20 protein-coding genes are annotated in these 14,894 nt (G+C 70.7%); 9 read left to right on the forward strand and 11 right to left on the reverse strand.

Annotation, left to right across the window (positions count from 1 at the left end):
• Positions 1-19: 19 nt before the first annotated feature.
• From ACWCO3_RS06455 to ACWCO3_RS06475, 5 genes are all read right to left on the reverse strand, one after another.
• A complete protein-coding gene (locus tag ACWCO3_RS06455; RefSeq protein WP_145779013.1) occupies positions 20-529 on the reverse strand; it encodes a methylated-DNA--[protein]-cysteine S-methyltransferase in 510 nt (169 codons plus the stop codon).
• The gene (locus ACWCO3_RS06460) at positions 526-1,971 is read right to left on the reverse strand and encodes a DNA-3-methyladenine glycosylase 2 family protein (RefSeq protein WP_358167859.1); all 1,446 of its coding nucleotides are present in this window, start codon (positions 1,969-1,971) and stop codon (positions 526-528) included. The genes ACWCO3_RS06455 and ACWCO3_RS06460 overlap by 4 nt, the downstream gene beginning before the upstream one ends.
• 78 nt (positions 1,972-2,049) lie before the next feature.
• Positions 2,050-3,447, reverse strand: a complete 1,398-nt coding sequence (locus ACWCO3_RS06465) for an FAD-binding oxidoreductase (RefSeq protein ID WP_450008803.1) — start codon at positions 3,445-3,447, stop codon at positions 2,050-2,052.
• Positions 3,448-3,735: 288 nt separating this feature from the next.
• Positions 3,736-4,188, reverse strand: a complete 453-nt coding sequence (locus ACWCO3_RS06470) for a hypothetical protein (protein ID WP_450008805.1) — start codon at positions 4,186-4,188, stop codon at positions 3,736-3,738.
• Positions 4,185-4,694 carry a SigE family RNA polymerase sigma factor gene (locus tag ACWCO3_RS06475; protein ID WP_145779016.1) on the reverse strand — a complete coding sequence of 170 codons (510 nt, stop codon included), beginning with the start codon at positions 4,692-4,694 and terminating at the stop codon, positions 4,185-4,187. Before ACWCO3_RS06475 ends, ACWCO3_RS06470 begins: the two co-directional genes overlap by 4 nt.
• A 140-nt stretch (positions 4,695-4,834) precedes the next feature.
• Here ACWCO3_RS06475 and ACWCO3_RS06480 point away from each other — a divergent pair, with 140 nt between their 5' ends.
• From ACWCO3_RS06480 to ychF, 3 genes are all read left to right on the forward strand, one after another.
• Positions 4,835-5,338: a hypothetical protein gene (locus ACWCO3_RS06480; protein ID WP_450008808.1), complete on the forward strand. Its 504-nt coding sequence runs from the start codon at positions 4,835-4,837 to the stop codon at positions 5,336-5,338.
• Between the two features lie 71 nt (positions 5,339-5,409).
• Positions 5,410-6,144: a Type 1 glutamine amidotransferase-like domain-containing protein gene (locus ACWCO3_RS06485; RefSeq protein WP_145779017.1), complete on the forward strand. Its 735-nt coding sequence runs from the start codon at positions 5,410-5,412 to the stop codon at positions 6,142-6,144.
• Positions 6,145-6,232: 88 nt separating this feature from the next.
• Positions 6,233-7,318 carry a redox-regulated ATPase YchF gene (ychF, locus tag ACWCO3_RS06490; RefSeq protein WP_088987705.1) on the forward strand — a complete coding sequence of 362 codons (1,086 nt, stop codon included), beginning with the start codon at positions 6,233-6,235 and terminating at the stop codon, positions 7,316-7,318.
• 132 nt (positions 7,319-7,450) lie between these two features.
• On the opposite strand, the gene ACWCO3_RS06495 is transcribed toward ychF, so the two are convergent.
• Positions 7,451-7,831 carry a VOC family protein gene (locus ACWCO3_RS06495; protein WP_357929816.1) on the reverse strand — a complete coding sequence of 127 codons (381 nt, stop codon included), beginning with the start codon at positions 7,829-7,831 and terminating at the stop codon, positions 7,451-7,453.
• A gap of 176 nt (positions 7,832-8,007) precedes the next feature.
• On the opposite strand from ACWCO3_RS06495, the gene ACWCO3_RS06500 reads away from it, so the two are divergent.
• On the forward strand, positions 8,008-8,760 hold the full coding sequence (locus ACWCO3_RS06500) for an MBL fold metallo-hydrolase (protein WP_450008812.1): 753 nt from the start codon (positions 8,008-8,010) through the stop codon (positions 8,758-8,760).
• Positions 8,761-8,809: 49 nt separating this feature from the next.
• Here the strand turns inward: ACWCO3_RS06500 and ACWCO3_RS06505 are convergent, their stop codons facing one another.
• Positions 8,810-9,166: a hypothetical protein gene (locus ACWCO3_RS06505; protein ID WP_145779020.1), complete on the reverse strand. Its 357-nt coding sequence runs from the start codon at positions 9,164-9,166 to the stop codon at positions 8,810-8,812.
• A 51-nt stretch (positions 9,167-9,217) separates the two neighbouring features.
• On the opposite strand from ACWCO3_RS06505, the gene ACWCO3_RS06510 reads away from it, so the two are divergent.
• A complete protein-coding gene (locus tag ACWCO3_RS06510) occupies positions 9,218-9,451 on the forward strand; it encodes a hypothetical protein (protein ID WP_357840245.1) in 234 nt (77 codons plus the stop codon).
• 44 nt (positions 9,452-9,495) lie between these two features.
• Here the strand turns inward: ACWCO3_RS06510 and ACWCO3_RS06515 are convergent, their stop codons facing one another.
• Positions 9,496-10,053, reverse strand: a complete 558-nt coding sequence (locus ACWCO3_RS06515; RefSeq protein ID WP_450008814.1) for a DUF3592 domain-containing protein — start codon at positions 10,051-10,053, stop codon at positions 9,496-9,498.
• A 40-nt stretch (positions 10,054-10,093) separates the two neighbouring features.
• On the opposite strand from ACWCO3_RS06515, the gene ACWCO3_RS06520 reads away from it, so the two are divergent.
• Entirely contained in the window at positions 10,094-10,852 is a 759-nt protein-coding gene (locus ACWCO3_RS06520) for a class I SAM-dependent methyltransferase (protein WP_358076808.1), read from the forward strand.
• A gap of 26 nt (positions 10,853-10,878) precedes the next feature.
• Here ACWCO3_RS06520 and ACWCO3_RS06525 read toward each other — a convergent pair whose 3' ends face one another.
• Positions 10,879-12,351, reverse strand: a complete 1,473-nt coding sequence (locus ACWCO3_RS06525) for a hypothetical protein (RefSeq protein ID WP_450008817.1) — start codon at positions 12,349-12,351, stop codon at positions 10,879-10,881.
• Positions 12,352-12,402: 51 nt separating this feature from the next.
• Positions 12,403-12,771, reverse strand: a complete 369-nt coding sequence (locus ACWCO3_RS06530) for a VOC family protein (RefSeq protein ID WP_145779025.1) — start codon at positions 12,769-12,771, stop codon at positions 12,403-12,405.
• 115 nt (positions 12,772-12,886) lie between these two features.
• Here ACWCO3_RS06530 and ACWCO3_RS06535 point away from each other — a divergent pair, with 115 nt between their 5' ends.
• The 3 genes from ACWCO3_RS06535 to ACWCO3_RS06545 are packed head-to-tail and all read left to right on the forward strand — an operon-like array spanning position 12,887 to position 14,138.
• Entirely contained in the window at positions 12,887-13,345 is a 459-nt protein-coding gene (locus ACWCO3_RS06535; protein ID WP_354890588.1) for an SRPBCC domain-containing protein, read from the forward strand.
• Complete coding sequence (locus ACWCO3_RS06540; protein ID WP_278142574.1) at positions 13,342-13,692, forward strand: ArsR/SmtB family transcription factor; 351 nt, start codon at positions 13,342-13,344, stop codon at positions 13,690-13,692. Before ACWCO3_RS06535 ends, ACWCO3_RS06540 begins: the two co-directional genes overlap by 4 nt.
• 2 nt (positions 13,693-13,694) lie before the next feature.
• Positions 13,695-14,138 (forward strand): SRPBCC family protein, encoded by a 444-nt coding sequence (locus tag ACWCO3_RS06545; protein ID WP_450008820.1) that lies wholly within the window; start codon positions 13,695-13,697, stop codon positions 14,136-14,138.
• Here the strand turns inward: ACWCO3_RS06545 and ACWCO3_RS06550 are convergent.
• The coding region (locus tag ACWCO3_RS06550) for an MFS transporter (protein ID WP_450008822.1) at positions 14,122-14,894 on the reverse strand (773 nt) is incomplete at its 5' end. The genes ACWCO3_RS06545 and ACWCO3_RS06550 overlap by 17 nt on opposite strands.

A 14,894-nucleotide genomic window follows, 5' to 3' on the forward strand; every position in this document is an offset into this window, starting at 1 on the left:
ACAGGTGTCGGTGCCTCTGTCAGCTTGCTGTCAAGCGCCGCTCATGACCGAGAAGCCACATCTTCACGTCCAGCCCCCAGCGGTAGCCACCGAGCGATCCGTCGGTGCGGAGCACCCGGTGGCAGGGCACGAACAGCGCGACGGCGTTGCGGGCACAGGCCGCCGCGGCGGCTCGCACCGCCGGTGGTCGGCCGGCCAGCGCCGCGTACCCGGTGTAGGTGACCGGGGTGCCCGGCGGCACCTCGCGCAGCACCTGCCAGGCGTGTGCCATGAACTCGCCGCCGGTGACCTGACGGACCGGCACCGCGTCGATTGCGGCGAGGTCACCGTCCAGGTAGGACGTCACGGCGACGCTCACCGGGCCGAGGTCGCCCCGCTGTCGCAGCGGCGCTCGCAGGGTCGGGTGGACCAGGGGCAGCAGTGCCGCCGGGTCATGGGTGAAGCCGGCGGCCCGTACGTCGCCGTCCGGGCCGGCGAGGATGCTCAACGGGCCGGTCGGTGTGGTCAGGACGGTGCTGTCGATGCTCATGCGGCTCTCCAGAGTCTGATCGTGGCGTAGGACCGCCAGGGACGCCACCGCTCGGCGTACCCGTCGAGGGTCTTTTGGGTGTCGGGCAGGCCGAGCGCGGCGGCGCCGCGCCGGACCGCGAGGTCGGTGCTGAGCAGGATGTCCGGGTCGCCGAGGGCGCGCATGGCCAGGTAGTTGGCGGTCCACGGGCCGATGCCGGGCAGCGCGACCAGTTGCCGCACGGCCTCCTCGCGATCCACGCCCGGCGCGAGGTCCAGTGCCCCGTCCGCCACGACCCGAGCCAACCCCCGCAGGGTCTCCCGCCGCGCCGAAGGCATCCCGAACCCGCTGTCCGGCAGGCCCAACAGTTCCTCCGCGCTCAAGAACCCCCGCATTCGATCTCCATCGGCCTCGTCAACCTCATGATCGACCTGGTGGGTCAGGAGGCGGGTGAGGGTCTTCTGGGCCGCCGTTACCGAGACCTGTTGGCCGACGACGGCGCGCACGGCCATCTCGAAGCCGTCCACCGCACGGGGGAGCCGGACCCCGGGTTCGGTGGCGACCGCCCGCGCCAGCGCCGGGTCCGCCGCGAGGGTGGCGTCGATCGCCGTCGGGTCCGCGTCCAGGTCGAGCAGTCGACGGCACCGGGCCACGGCGGGTGCCAGGTCGCGCAGGTCGGTCAGCCGCAGCGTCGCCGCCACGTGCCCGTCCGCCGGGGTCAGCGCCACCTCGCCGATGCCGTGCGGCAACCGCAGACCCCTGCGGTACGTCCCGTCGCGGACCTCGTCCACCCCGGGCAACGCCCGCACCGCGAGGAAGTCCAGCAGCGCCTGGGCGTGCAACGGCGGGCGGTACGCCAACCGCAGGGTGATGGTCCCCGCCCCGGTCGCCGCCTGCTGGCGACCACGGGCCGTCCGCAGGTCCGACGGCGCGCTCGCGTACACCTCGCGGAGCGTGTCGTTGAACTGCCGCACGCTGCCGAAGCCCGCGGCGAACGCGATCTCGGCCATCCCGAGGTCAGTCGTCTCGATCAGGATCCGGGCGGTCTGCGCCCGCTGGGCCCGGGCCAGCGCGAGCGGGCCGGCGCCCATCTCGGCGCTCAGCATCCGGTGCAGGTGCCGCTCGGTGTAGCCGAGGCGCGAGGCCAGCCCCGGGACGCCGGCGCGGTCGACCACCCCGTCGGCGATCAGCCGCATCGCCCGGCCGACCACGTCCGCGCGGATGTCCCACTGCGGTGAGCCGGGTGCGGCGTCCGGCCGGCAGCGGCGGCAGGCGCGCAACCCGGCGCCCTGCGCGGCCGCGGCCGACGGGAAGAACCGGACGTTCTGCCGCTTGGGTGTGATCGCGGGGCAGGACGGTCGGCAGTAGATGCCGGTGGACGTCACGCCGGTGTAGAACCAGCCGTCGAACCGTTGGTCACGGCTATCCACGGCCCGGTAACACCGCTCGAAGTCCATCTCCATGTCCCCGATGATGCACCGCCCGGCGGGCCGACGGCTGGCGGGATTCGGACCTGGGAGTGCTGGTATCCAGGGCCGCCGTCAACGGGGGCGACGACGGCGCCGATGCGGCTGGCCAGATCCGGTGGGCTGGGCGGACCGGGTCGGCTGCGTGGCGCGTTGCGGTTGGCCGGTCAGCAGGGCCGGGCGGAACACGCCGTCCGGGTCGTACCGCTTCCACAGCCGCCGCACCCGGGCTCCGGTCTCGCCCGGGTAGATCCGGGCGAACGCGTCCGGGCCGGGCCGGCTCTCGAAGTTGACGTACGCCCCGTCGGCCCGCGCGCCGATCGCCCGCCAGGCGGCGTCCAACGCCCCCGCGCCCTGCGGAGGGAACACCGAGGCGACCACCATCGTGTCCTGGTGGCGATGGGGGTACGCGGTGGCGTCGGAAGCAACGTCGTTGATCGCCCCGCCCAGCGAGCGGAGCTGGACCACCACCCGCCCCGGCCCGGTCACCGCTCGCATCACGGCCCGAGCGCCGGCGTCGTCCAGGTCGCGGAACAGACCGTTCGTGGTCGTACCGCGCTGCTGCCCGACGTTCGGGTGCAGGTGCGCGGTCGGGACCAGGGCCGGGTAGGGCAGCAGGTCGGTCCGGTGTTCGAGAACCCTGCCGATGGCGAGCAGCGGCTCCACCGCTGGCCGGGCCCGGCGCAGGCTCTCGGCGGCCACCACGGCGGTGATGGACATGAGTGCCGAGCGGCCCTCGGCGTACACCACGGCGGCTGCGGACAGCTCCCGCGGAGCCTGGGCGAGGTAGCTGGTCCACTCCCTGATCGTGCGCCCGTTTGGCCGCGCCTCGACGACCACCTGCGCCACGCCGACGTTGCGCTGCTCGGCGGCCTCGATCTCGAAGGCCACCACGATCCCCGCGCCCGCTCCCGCGCCCCGGACCAGCCAGAACAGTTCCGGCTCGTGGTCGGCGTCCGCGCGTACCAGCGTCCCGTCGGCGAGGACCACCTCGACCGCGCGGACGCGGTCGATGGTGAGGCCGTGAGCGCGGACCAGCCAGCCGATACCTCCGCCGGTGGCCAGGCCACCGACGCCGACACCGCCGTGGTCGCCCGAACTGATCACCAGGCCGTACGGGGCCAGTGTCTTCGCCACGTTGGCCCAACGGGCGCCCGCCTCGACCCGGACCAGCCCGGCCCGCTCGTCGAGCACCTGCACCCGGTTGAGCATGGACAGGTCGATGACCACGCCGCCGTTGTTGGAGGAGGCACCGGAGAAGCCGTGCCCGCCGCTGCGGACGGCGATGGGCAGCCGCTGCTCCCGCGCGTAACGGAGGGCGTCGACCACCTGCGCGGTGGTCTTCGGCAGCAGGACGGCGGCCGGCGACGCCGAGGTGGTGTACGTCGAGCGCAGCTGCGCGTAGCGGCGGTCGCCGGGTGTGACGATCTGTCCCCGCAGCGAGTCGGGCACCCGGGCCATCGCGGCGGTCATCGGTGCCTCCGCAGCGCGCACCTCGGGTGGCCGGGATCGGTCATGGCCCAAGGATGAGCGGCCACGCCGGGCCCCGACAAATCCCGTGGACCGGTACGTCCTGTTCGTGGCTCCCCGTACGGGGAGTGCCCGCCCGAAGGTGACCGGAATCTCGGGGATGCCCGGTTCGGCGACCCGGGAATTCCTGTCGGCCGCCGCCGAGGACGACGGCGGTGAGCCGGTCAGGCCGGGGCGGGGAGACCCTCGGCATGACCGGTCCTGCTCAACGCGAAGGGCTCGGCGACGCGGTCACTGGGCCGGTAGGCCGGGCAGACTCGGCATGACAGTGGGGCGGCCGGGCCGACCTGGCACGGCCGGCGGAGTCGACGGGACCGGCGTCATCGTCGGGAGGCCCGGCACTCCGGGCGGGGCCAACGGGGTTGGAGTCGCACCGTCGGGACTCGGCACGACGGTCGGGGTGGGCGGAGTGGACGGGCTGGGCACGGGCGGGCTGGGCACGGGCGCCGGGCCCGCTGGGCTCGGCACGGCGGGGGGAGGCCCGTCCGAGCCGGTCGCGGCCAGGGCGATCGGCGCCGCGATCAGAATCGCCGCGAGAGTGCCCACCGCCCCCATCGTCACCGTGGCGCGGCGTCGGTTGCGAACCCGCCGTTCCGCTCGATTCAACTGGTCATGCACGATCGGTGCCTCCTCGGCCAGGTCGGTGAGGGTGGAGCGGATGAGGTGCTCGAAGGGATCGGTCACTGCCGTACCTCCAGCATTTCGATCTCCGGCAGCAGGTCGCGCAGCCGCTTGACGGCCCGGTGAGTTCGGCTGCGTACGGTGCCCACCGAGCAGCCCAGAAGCTCGGCCACCCGGGCTTCGGGCAGATCCTCGTAGTAGCGCAGGACCACCACCGCCCGCTGCGCCGGCGGCAGGTGACGTAGCGCGGCCCGCATCGCCAACCGCACGTCGGAGCCGCCGCTCGGGTCGGCACCGACCGGTTCGTCGGCCGGGTTGAGGGGCGTCTCCCGCCATCGGCGCAGTCGCCGCCACCAGCTGATCTGCACGCGGTACATCACCACGCGCAGATATCCCTCCGGGTCGGCGTGCCGGATGGTTCCCCACTTCGGGATGGTCCGCGCCAACGCGGTCTGGAACAGGTCCTCGGCGGCGCTGCGGTCCCCGGTCAGGAGGTACGCGACCCGCATCAGCGCTGGGGTCCGGCTGGCGACGAACTCGGCCAGCCGCGCGCGCTCGTCCTCGTCCACTCATCACCCCCGTTTCGTTGTCACACCTACAGACGCCCCAGGTCATCGTCGCTATCCGCGATCCGAGGGGTTTTTCCGGCCCGGAAGTGTCGGTCGTGGCGGGTACCGTCCGGCCACCAACTCAAGAAGGGGTGCGGCGGATGGCGAGCGTGGCGGGTTGGGCGGCGGCGTCGACATCGGGTGCTTTCCCGCCGTTGCCCCGCGCTGTGGTGCAGGCCTTCTACCGACGGATGCGGGCGGTCGCGCCGGCCGCCGTGGGTGCCATCGAACGGGACCGGGCGACCGACCCCGAGCGGGCCTTCTCCGACACCGCCTGCGGCCGACTGGCCGGTTCCCTCGACGATGCGGGCCTGCGGGCGCTCGGGATGTGGACGCACCACTGGTGCATGCGCTTCTACGACGACGACACCCGGGTCGGCCGCCGGCTGGTTCGCGAGATCGCCGCCCGGCCGGGGTTGGGCTGGACGGCCGACGAGGTGCGGTGGATGCTGCGCGAGTCGTTCTCGGCGGGGCCGGCCGCCGCCGACCGGTTCACCCTGCCCCGTGCCGCCGCAGGGCAACTGCCCCCGGCGGACCGGCCGGCCGTCGCCTGCTGGCCCGAGGTCGAGGTGCCTCGCCAACGGCGACCGGAGGGGTCCCGGTGACCGTCGAGCCTGCGGGGTGTGTCGGCTGAGGCAGGATGGGCACGGCAACGCCCCGACGGAAGGACGCCCCGATGCCTGCCAGCGAGCCGACCATCATCGCCACCAGCATGGGGTTCTCCCGGGGTGACCGAGGGCCCTACGACATGCGGCCCAGCCCGGTCTTCGACCTGGCGGCCGAGCTGGCCGAGGCTGGTCCGCACCCGCGGGTCTGCTACCTCGGGCAGGCCGTCGGCGACCAGCCCACCTCGCTGACCGCTGTCTACAGCGCGTTCGCCGCCACCCGGTTCCGGCTGTCGCACCTCGCCCTGTTCCCCATGCCGAACGTCGACGACGTTCGCGCCCACCTGCTCGACCAGGACGTGATCTGGGTCGGCGGCGGCAGCGTGGCCAACCTGGTCGCCGTCTGGCGGGTGCACGGGCTCGACGAAATCCTGCACGAGTGCTGGCAGGCGGGCGTGGTGCTGGCCGGTGTCTCCGCCGGCTCGATCTGCTGGCACGTCGGTGGTGCCACCGACAGCTTCGGCCCCCGGCTGCGCGGCTTCACCGACGGCCTGGGCTGGCTGCCGTACGGCAACGGGGTGCACTACGACAGCGAGGGTCAACGCCGCCCGCTCATGCACGAGCTGGTCGGTGACGAGACGCTGCCGACCAGCCACTGCACCGACGACGGGGTCGGGCTGGTCTACCGGGGCACCCGGCTGGTCGAGGCAGTCGCGGACCGTGAGGGCGTCTCGGCGTACGAGGTCAGCCGAGGCGTGGACGGCAGTGTCCGGGAGGCGGTCATCGCCCCACGCCTGCTCGGCTGAGCGTCGAAGGCTCTGCCGGGCCGTCGTTTCAGGGTGGATCGGAGCCGCCTCGGTCGGCCCGGTCGGCACCCGCGTAAGCTGGCTGGTCGTGAGTCTCTCCATCGGCATCGTCGGCCTGCCCAACGTCGGCAAGAGCACGCTTTTCAACGCGTTGACCAAGAACGACGTGCTGGCGGCGAACTACCCGTTCGCCACCATCGAGCCCAACGTCGGCGTGGTCGGGCTTCCCGACGAACGGCTGGGCAAGCTGGCCGAGATCTTCTCCTCGCAGAAGGTGCTGCCGGCCCCGGTGTCGTTCGTCGACATCGCCGGCCTGGTTCGCGGCGCGTCCAAGGGGCAGGGCCGGGGCAACGCCTTCCTGGCGAACATCCGGGACGCGTCGGCGATCTGCCAGGTGGTCCGGGCCTTCTCCGACCCGAACGTGGTGCACGTCGACGGCAAGATCTCCCCGGCCGACGACATCGAGACGATCAACACCGAGCTGATCCTCGCCGACCTGCAGACCCTGGACAAGGCGCTGCCCCGGTTGGAGAAGGAGGCCAAGCTCCGCAAGGACCGGGCCGTCGCCGTGGCCGCCGCGAAGGCCGCCATCGAGGTGCTCGACGGCGGCACCACCCTCTACTCCGGGGCCGCCGCCGCCAAGATCGAGCTTGAGCACCTGCGCGAGCTGCATCTGCTCACCACCAAGCCCTTCCTGTACGTCTTCAACGTCGACGAGGCCGAGCTGGCCAACGAGGCGTTCCTCGACGAACTACGCGCCCTGGTCGCCCCCGCCGAGGCCGTCTTCATGGACGCCAAGATCGAGTCTGAGCTGGTGGACCTGCCCGAGGAGGAGGCCCGCGAGCTGCTGGAGTCGATCGGCCAGAACGAGCCGGGCCTCAACCAGCTCGTCCGGGTCGGCTTCCGCACCCTCGGCCTCCAGACGTACCTCACGGCCGGCCCCAAGGAGGCGCGCGCCTGGACCGTCCCGGTCGGCGCCACCGCGCCGGAGGCCGCGGGCGTAATCCACAGCGACTTCCAGCGCGGCTTCATCAAAGCCGAGGTGGTCTCGTACCACGACCTGGTCGAGCACGGCTCGATGGCGTCGGCCAAGGCGGCGGGCAAGGTCCGCATCGAGGGCAAGGAGTACGTCATGCAGGACGGCGACGTCGTGGAGTTCCGCTTCAACGTCTGACCCCGGCCCGTCCCCGCAGGTCAGACGGCTGGCTCCTCCGCATCCACCCGCCCCCGCAGCTGTTGATGGGGTCGCCAGATCTTGTCGTCGGCTGCGGCGTGGCGGCTGCGTCGATCGGTTGGGCGAGGGCCGTCAGAGTGGGTCGAGGCGGCGCTTGAGCAGGCAGAACTCGTTGCCTTCTGGATCGGCGAGGACGCGCCAGGACGCATCTGCGGGCTGACCGATGTCGACGAGTTTGGCCCCTGCGGCCAGGAGGCGCTCCAGCTCGGCATCCTGATCGCGGTCGGTCGGGTTGACGTCGATGTGCAGCCGGGCATGCCCGTTCCTGGGCTCGTCGTTGCGGATGAGGAAGATCGTCGGCTGCGGGCCGCCGAACCCTTCGCGCGGGCCGATCTCGAGGTAGACCCCCTCTTCGCGATCGAGCTCTACGAAGTCCAGGACCTCGCACCAGAACCGCGCCAGCACCTCGGGGTCGCGGCACTTGAGCACGATTTCACTGATACGGCATGCCATTGACGAGACCTACTCTCAGCAAGGGAACTGCCGGGGCGGCCGACGTGGATCTCATGGGCGCCCCGCAGTGACAACAAGGTCGCGACCATACCGGGCGAAGCGAGCGGGGGCTGGACGAGGGCCAGGTGAAAGGATGCAGGGCGGGTAGATAGCTGGCGGGCTGGCAATCTGTGCGGATGCGACAGGTCACCGTGCTCGGCAGTTGTGGTGCCTTTCCGGAGCCGGGCCGCGCCTGTAGCGGCTTCGCAGTGGACTGGGACGGCTACCGCCTTGTGCTCGACCTCGGCTACGCCACGCTGCCGCGGCTGCTCGCGCACTGGCCGGATGGTGCGCTGCATGCTGTCGTCATCACCCACGAGCACCCTGATCACTGCATCGACCTGCACGGACTGTTCCGGATGCGGCTCTACGGCGACTCTGGTGGACCACAGTTGCCGTTGTACTGCCCGCCAGGTGTGCTCGAACGGCTCAGCGGCCTGGAGCCCGATGTCGACCTGCACGCAGTCTTCGACGTGCATCTGCTGCCCGGCAACTATCGAGTGGGACCGTTCGACCTGACCGGACTGTCACTTCCGCACTACGTGCCCAACGCAGGCATTCGTCTACAGGCCGACGGTATCGCCGTGGCCTACTCGGGGGACACTGGCCCGACCCCTGTGCTGGCCGAACTCGGCCGCGACGCCGACCTCTTCATCGTCGAGGCCACTGACCGCGACGGCGAGACCAACCGCCCCACACGTCATCTCATGACCTCTATCGAGGCAGGTCACTGGGCTCGCCGGGCGAGGGCTCGCCGACTGCTGCTCACCCACTTCTGGCCAGGCAACGACCGGGCTGCTTCGGTGGCCGCCGCTCAGATGGAGTTCGACGGGGTCGTTCTGGCGGCCGAAGAGGGCCTCACCGTCGTACTCGGGGCACCAGATCGCTGAAGGCCACTAGGTCCGTCTCAACGTCTTTCGCAGCCTCACACCGAGCCGGTCATCCGGCGAGTTCTCGCAGAAGGTTTGTCTGGTCGTCGCTCCACAGTTCGATCGAGTAGCGCAGGCTCAGTCCCGCGAAGAAGGCAGCGAGTTCGTCGAGGCGGGACGGATCAACGATGCCGCTGAAGAGGTGTTCGTCCGGCGACGCCTCGACCAGTCCGATGCGGACCCATTCATGGCCAACCTCGTACTCCGTCCACGAGCTCGCGCGAGCACGCCAACCCGCGCGCACGAACATCTCGACCAGATCCTTCGTCCTCGGCGCGTGGTGGAGGCGGCCATAGACGTTGTTGTCGAGAACGGCCAGACGGTCGGCAAGACGGGGCCCCGGCGTACCGCCAGAAGTGATCTCCATGCTGTCTCCCATGCACAGCCGTGCCACAGGACAGGTGGCAGGATCGCATACGTGGGACCGGCGGGTAGCCCGTGGTGGCAGACAGCGAAGACCCCGAAGCAGGGCTTTGTCCTGGGAGGGTTCTGGCTCCTCCTCGCCGTGGCGTACGGGGTGTTCGCCGTCGGAGAGCCGATCAGTTGGTCCGTGATCGTCGCTGTGTTGGCAGCACTGCTCGGTGTTGGTTACCTGGTGACAGCCGTGCTGCTGCTCCGGCGTCAGCACTCGACTGAGCGCGACCGCCGCTAGCCGCCGGAGCGCCTTCTGTTGGTGGGTCGATCGCGGCGGCCTGGTCAGCGGCGGCTCGGCTTGCGCTTGGTTCCGCCCCTGGCGTTCAGGAACTGTCGTCGGCGCTGATCTCGTTGTTGTGACTGCCAGTCGCGCCGTCGGCGGTCTCGTCGTCGTCCGAGGAAGCGGCCGACCACGGCGGCCAGCATCGTGCCGGACAGGATCAGACCCGCAGCCCCGACCGCGCCCTGCAGCCGGCCGCGATTCCCACTCAACGTCCCGAACTCGGTCACGAAATCGTCTGGATCATCGGGGTTGACCCAGATCCGCACGGCAGTGTCGGCCGGGAGGCAGACCTCCCAACAGCCGACCTCGGCCTGACGAGCGGCCCCTGCCACCTGGTAGCGCATGTGCATCGTGTTGCTGTTGCGTCCCTTGTGCACGGTCTCGTAGATGACCGCCTGGATCGGCACGCCGTCCGCCCGGAGTCGGTCTTCCCATGCGTCGGTGTCGTTGAAGGTCTTGACGGGCAGCCACATCATGACCATCCCGACCACGATGCCGAGCAGGTAGGCCGGGTAGCGCATCCGCCACCAGATCCGCACGATCTTCACGGTGGCCATGGTCGCAGTCGACGTCCATTGACCGGGGTAGGTTGACCGCATGACGGAACAGTTGCTGCGATCGTCGTTCGGCGCGGCGGCTGCCGCGTACGCCGAGCATCGCCCGGACTACGCGCAGGCCGCCGTTCGATGGGCGCTTGACGTCGCGCCCGGCCAGCGCGTGCTCGACCTTGGCGCCGGCACCGGCAAGCTGTCCGCCACACTGCTCGCGGTGGGCGTGGACGTCGTTGCGGTCGAGCCCGACCCGGCGATGCTCACCGAGCTGCGCCGCGCGATGCCGGCCGTTCGTGCGCTGCCGGGCGGCGCCGAGGCCATCCCCTTGCCGGACGGCTCTGTCGACGCCGTGTTGGCCGGCAACGCCCTGCACTGGTTCGACATGGCCGTCGCGGGGCCGGAAATTACCCGGGTCCTCGCACCCGGCGGCGTCCTGGCTGGTCTGTGGAACGTCATGGACGACCGGATCGACTGGGTTGCCGACCTCGAACGGGTCAGCGGGAGCGCAGCCATCGGCCCGCGTGACACGTTGAGCGCCTGGCGGACGGCGACAGCAGACATGCTCGGCCCGGTCGCCCGGTTCACGGCGTCGGAGCAGGCAGAGTTTCCGCACGGGCAGCGCCGGACCGCCGACTCCCTCGTCGCGACGCTCGCCACCCGGGCGGGAATGCTGGTCATGCCAGAGCAGGACCGGGAGGCCCTTCTCGGCCGGATCCGTTCGTTTCTCGCGAGCAGACCGGAGACCGCCGAGGGCGAGTTCACCCTGCCGATGCTGACCGGTGTGTTGCGCGCTCGGCGGCAGTGACGGCCGCTGGCAACCCGCCTGCGGGCTCAGGTCTCTGACGCTCTACGGATCCGCCGCGCGGGTAGCGCGGATCGGAGCTTGTCGGCTGCGTGGGCGAAGTCGGAGATGGTGGTGACGCAGCCGTGGCCAACGTGGGCGAGCCAGAGCGCGTCGTCCCGCTCGACCACGAGCGCCTGGGACAGCGGGACAGTGTGCACGTTGCCCTCGCCGTCCACCGTGGAAATGGCATCGGTGCCGATCACCAGCGAGCCCTTGTTGCCGAACCGCTTCCTGAAGGCCGGCCGGACCACGTCACCTGCCGGCACGAAGCGGGTGCTGGGGCAGGAGGCGTCGGTGACACCGGGGAGGTCCGGTCGCGATCCGTACGGCACGACGATCATGGCGGAGGAGAGCCAGCCCGACATGATGTCCCGCGCCGCGGCCGGAGAGAGCCCGTCCGGTTCGGTGAGCGGATCCGTGAGGTAGTGCTCGGTAGTGCCGAACAACTCCAGGTGGACAGCGGATTCGGCATCTCGGATCGGTTGCCTCCAGGCCAACGCCTCGTACGTGGGCGCGAGGTCCTCGGGTATGACCGCGGTCCGAGTCGCCTCCAGGGTGGCCATGTCGGCCTGGTCGAGCCCGTCGTGCACCAGTCTCCGTAGCTCGGCCCAGAGCAGTTCCGCCGCCGACGCAGCGTCGATCCGCCTGGCTCCCGTCGGGCTGATCCTGATGCCGAGTTCGTGCCGCGTGCCGTCGACGACCTCGGTCATGAGCTCGGCGAACCGGGCGATCCCGGCCCGCTGCACCGCCTGGAAGACGCGCGATCTCAGCGCGGACATCAGCAGGAGGGCTTCCACGCTGGGTGCGGAGCCGACGACCAGCGCGACACCGTGCACTTCATCGGCGTACCAGACCGGGCCCGACTGGTGGTGCACGAGGCGTGTGTCGTGGTCTGGGCGGGGTCCGGCGGGTAGTCGCAGTCGCAGCGACGGAGGTGCTTCGGCGGTCGTGGCGAGGACGGCATTGTCGCTGGTGAAGAACCTACCCACATGCTGTCTGGTCTCGTCGGCCGTGAAGAGGCGGTAATCCACGGCGGGCCAACGCGCCAGGCCGTGCCCGCGCGGCCCGAACCGCCGGGCGAGCAGTGATCCCCAGGGGTCGAGCACGCCCTCGTCGATGTCGGACACGTACCGGTCGTCCGCGTCGACGTCGGCGACGGCGTCGGGTAGGTCCGTCGGCGGAAGGTCGCCGATGGCCGAGCAGACAGCGGTGAAGTGCTCCGCGACCTGCTCGGGCGTGCCGGCGGCGACGAACGAGGTCTCGTTCACCCAGGTGTCGTTGTCGTACTGCTCCGCGATATACGGGTCGGCCCGTTCCAGCAGATGATGCACCAGATGGTTCAGGCCGATGGAGTCGACCTCTTCGTCGCGGGTGCCACAGCCGAACGTCAACGATGCGCTCAGCACACCCGGCAGGTCGCGTTGGAAGACCGTGACTCCGTCTATCTCCGCACGCCGCATGCGCGGATCGTATGGCGGTCGGTCAAGCCGGCCGGCCACCGCGACAGCTGCCTACTGCTCGGCCCAGACGCCCAGCTCGTTGCCGCTGGGGTCGGTGAAGTGGAACCGTCGGCCGCCGGGGAACTCGTACGGCCCGTCGACCACCTGACCGCCGGCGTCCTTGACCGCCTGCACCGACGTGTCGAGGTCGGCCGAGAAGAGCAGCACCAGTGGCCCGCCGGCCCGCACAGTCTCATCCAGGCGCAGACCGCCCACCTCCGAGTCGCCCTGAGGGCTGCGGATGCCCGCGTACCCCGGGCCGTAGTCGTTGAACTGCCAGCCGAACGCCTCGGTGTAGAAGCGCTTGGCCTCGGCGAGGTCGGTCACCGTGAACTCGACGTAGTCGATGGCGTGGTGCTGGTGCGGAGTCGTCTCAGACATGCCCGGCATTGTCCGACGCGGGTACGACGATCCCGAGACATGCAACAAAAGGTTGCGCGAGGGGGAGTTGCCGACGTAGGTTAGGTGCAACCAAAGGTTGCGAAAGGGTGAGGGCATGGAACAGGGAACGATCGAGCGCGACATCCACGTCGACGCGTCACCCGAGGTTGTCTTCGAGGTGGTCAGCCGACCGGAGCACATGCGGGAGTGGTGGCCGGACGACGCACGGTTCGAGTCGGTCGCGGGCGCACCGGGCGAGCTGGTCTGGCGCAACGGTGACACCGGCGAGACGACGACCGTCGCCCTCGCCGTGGTCGAGGTCGACCCGCCGAAGCGATTCTCCTTCCGGTGGTGCTTCACCGACGAGGGCCGGAGCGGGCAGGCGCTGCTCGTGACCTTCGACCTGGCGCCCAGCGGTGCGGGCACCCGGGTCCGCATGACCGAGACCGGGTTCCGCGAGATGGGCTGGGAGGTCGCCGTCCTGGAGGAGCAGTACCGCGACCACGAGAACGGCTGGGACCACTACATGCCCAGGCTGGGCACGTACGTCGCGCGGCTGGTCGCCACCCCGTGAGTACGGCAGTCGACGACGAGCTGTGGTCCGCGATCGGCGACCCCACCCGTCGTACCATGATCGATCTTCTTCTCGCCGACGGACCGGGCACTGCCACGTCGCTGAGCAGGCGGCTGCCCGTCACCCGCCAGGCCGTCGCGAAGCACCTGGCCGTCCTGGACCGGGTGGGGCTGATCCACGGCGAGCCGGCGGGCCGTGAGCGTCACTACCAGGTCGACGAGGCGCAGCTCGCCCGTGCGGTCGCCCAACTGTCGGCGGTCGGTGCGACCTGGGATGCCCGTCTGCGCCGGATCAAGCGGATCGCCGAGGCAATCGAACGCGATCGCCACCACGACGAAGGAGCATGACAATGGTCAACATTCTGCACCAGGTCGGCGTCGTCGCTCCGCTCGCCGACGTCCACCGAGCGGTGGCCACTCCCGAGGGCGTCGCCGGATGGTGGTCGGTCGACACGGCCGGCAAGAGCGAGGTCGGAGGACGGTTGGCCGTCCGGTTCGGCGACGACGATGGTTTCGACCTGGACATCCTGGAGTCGGACCCGGCCGGCCGGGTGCGGTGGCGGGTCACCGACGGCCCCGCGGAATGGATCGGCACTCAGATCAACTGGCATCTCGAACAGCGTGGCAGGTACACGATCGTCCAGTTCACGCACGAGGGCTGGCGCGAGCCGACCGAACTGATGCACCAGTGCAGCACCAAGTGGGCGACCTTCCTGATGAGTCTCAAGGCGCTGGTGGAGACGGGGCGCGGCAGGCCGGCACCGGACGACGTCCAGATCAGCGACGGGCACTGATCTCGGTGACGGCTGGACCGCCGGGGGTTCGCGCGCTCCGCCGCGAGATCGCGAACCCCGCGGCGACCAGCCCGAGGGCCACGATCGCTACCGCGCAGAGCAGCAGCGTCGGGCGTGCGCCGATGGCGCCCACCAACGGCCCGCCCAGCATGGTGCCCAGAGGTACGGCCAGCACGAGGATGGCACCGTTCGCGGCGAGCACCGCCGGCAGTTGCTCGGTCGACGTGCTGCGCTGGAACAGCGCCATCGACGTGGAGCGGTACGGCGCCCAGATCACACCCGCGAGAGCGAACGCCGGCAGGGACAGGCTGACCGGTGCGCCCAGGCCGAGCGGCAGCATGGCCGCCCCGAACCCGACGACGATGCCGATGGTGGTGGCCCCCAACGGCCAGCGGTGCAGGTGACCCGCGACCACACCTCCGACGAGGCCACCGACACCGAAGGCGGTGTAGTAGATGCCGAGCAGCGTCGCCGACGCGTGCAGGTCGTCGGTGATGTGCATCGGCATCGCCACGTACACCGGTCCGAAGAGGAAGAAGAACCCGAGGCTCAGGACCAGGAGGCCCAGCAGGGCGGGCTGGTGGCGGATGACAGCGAAACCAGCAGTCCGTGACACCTCGCGGTCGTGCGGTGCGGCCCGGTCGGTGGCGGGAAGGGCGAAGCGGTACGTGAGGGCTAGCACGGCGAAGGTCGCGGCGTCGGCGGCGAGGACCCACACCGGGCTCACCCATTCGATCAGGAGTCCCGCCAGTGGTG

It is taken from the genome of Micromonospora sp. NPDC002411, assembly GCF_053592955.1.

Bases quoted from the DNA above. Each gene is read 5' to 3' on its own strand.
- ACWCO3_RS06455 (WP_145779013.1), bottom strand. From the start codon at position 529: ATGAGCATCGACAGCACCGTCCTGACCACACCGACCGGCCCGTTGAGC.
- ACWCO3_RS06460 (WP_358167859.1), bottom strand. From the start codon at position 1,971: ATGGAGATGGACTTCGAGCGGTGTTACCGGGCCGTGGATAGCCGTGAC.
- ACWCO3_RS06465 (WP_450008803.1), bottom strand. From the start codon at position 3,447: ATGACCGCCGCGATGGCCCGGGTGCCCGACTCGCTGCGGGGACAGATC.
- ACWCO3_RS06480 (WP_450008808.1), top strand. From the start codon at position 4,835: ATGGCGAGCGTGGCGGGTTGGGCGGCGGCGTCGACATCGGGTGCTTTC.
- ACWCO3_RS06485 (WP_145779017.1), top strand. From the start codon at position 5,410: ATGCCTGCCAGCGAGCCGACCATCATCGCCACCAGCATGGGGTTCTCC.
- ACWCO3_RS06495 (WP_357929816.1), bottom strand. From the start codon at position 7,831: ATGGCATGCCGTATCAGTGAAATCGTGCTCAAGTGCCGCGACCCCGAG.
- ACWCO3_RS06500 (WP_450008812.1), top strand. From the start codon at position 8,008: ATGCGACAGGTCACCGTGCTCGGCAGTTGTGGTGCCTTTCCGGAGCCG.
- ACWCO3_RS06505 (WP_145779020.1), bottom strand. From the start codon at position 9,166: ATGGAGATCACTTCTGGCGGTACGCCGGGGCCCCGTCTTGCCGACCGT.
- ACWCO3_RS06515 (WP_450008814.1), bottom strand. From the start codon at position 10,053: ATGGCCACCGTGAAGATCGTGCGGATCTGGTGGCGGATGCGCTACCCG.
- ACWCO3_RS06520 (WP_358076808.1), top strand. From the start codon at position 10,094: ATGACGGAACAGTTGCTGCGATCGTCGTTCGGCGCGGCGGCTGCCGCG.
- ACWCO3_RS06525 (WP_450008817.1), bottom strand. From the start codon at position 12,351: ATGCGGCGTGCGGAGATAGACGGAGTCACGGTCTTCCAACGCGACCTG.
- ACWCO3_RS06530 (WP_145779025.1), bottom strand. From the start codon at position 12,771: ATGTCTGAGACGACTCCGCACCAGCACCACGCCATCGACTACGTCGAG.
- ACWCO3_RS06535 (WP_354890588.1), top strand. From the start codon at position 12,887: ATGGAACAGGGAACGATCGAGCGCGACATCCACGTCGACGCGTCACCC.
- ACWCO3_RS06545 (WP_450008820.1), top strand. From the start codon at position 13,695: ATGGTCAACATTCTGCACCAGGTCGGCGTCGTCGCTCCGCTCGCCGAC.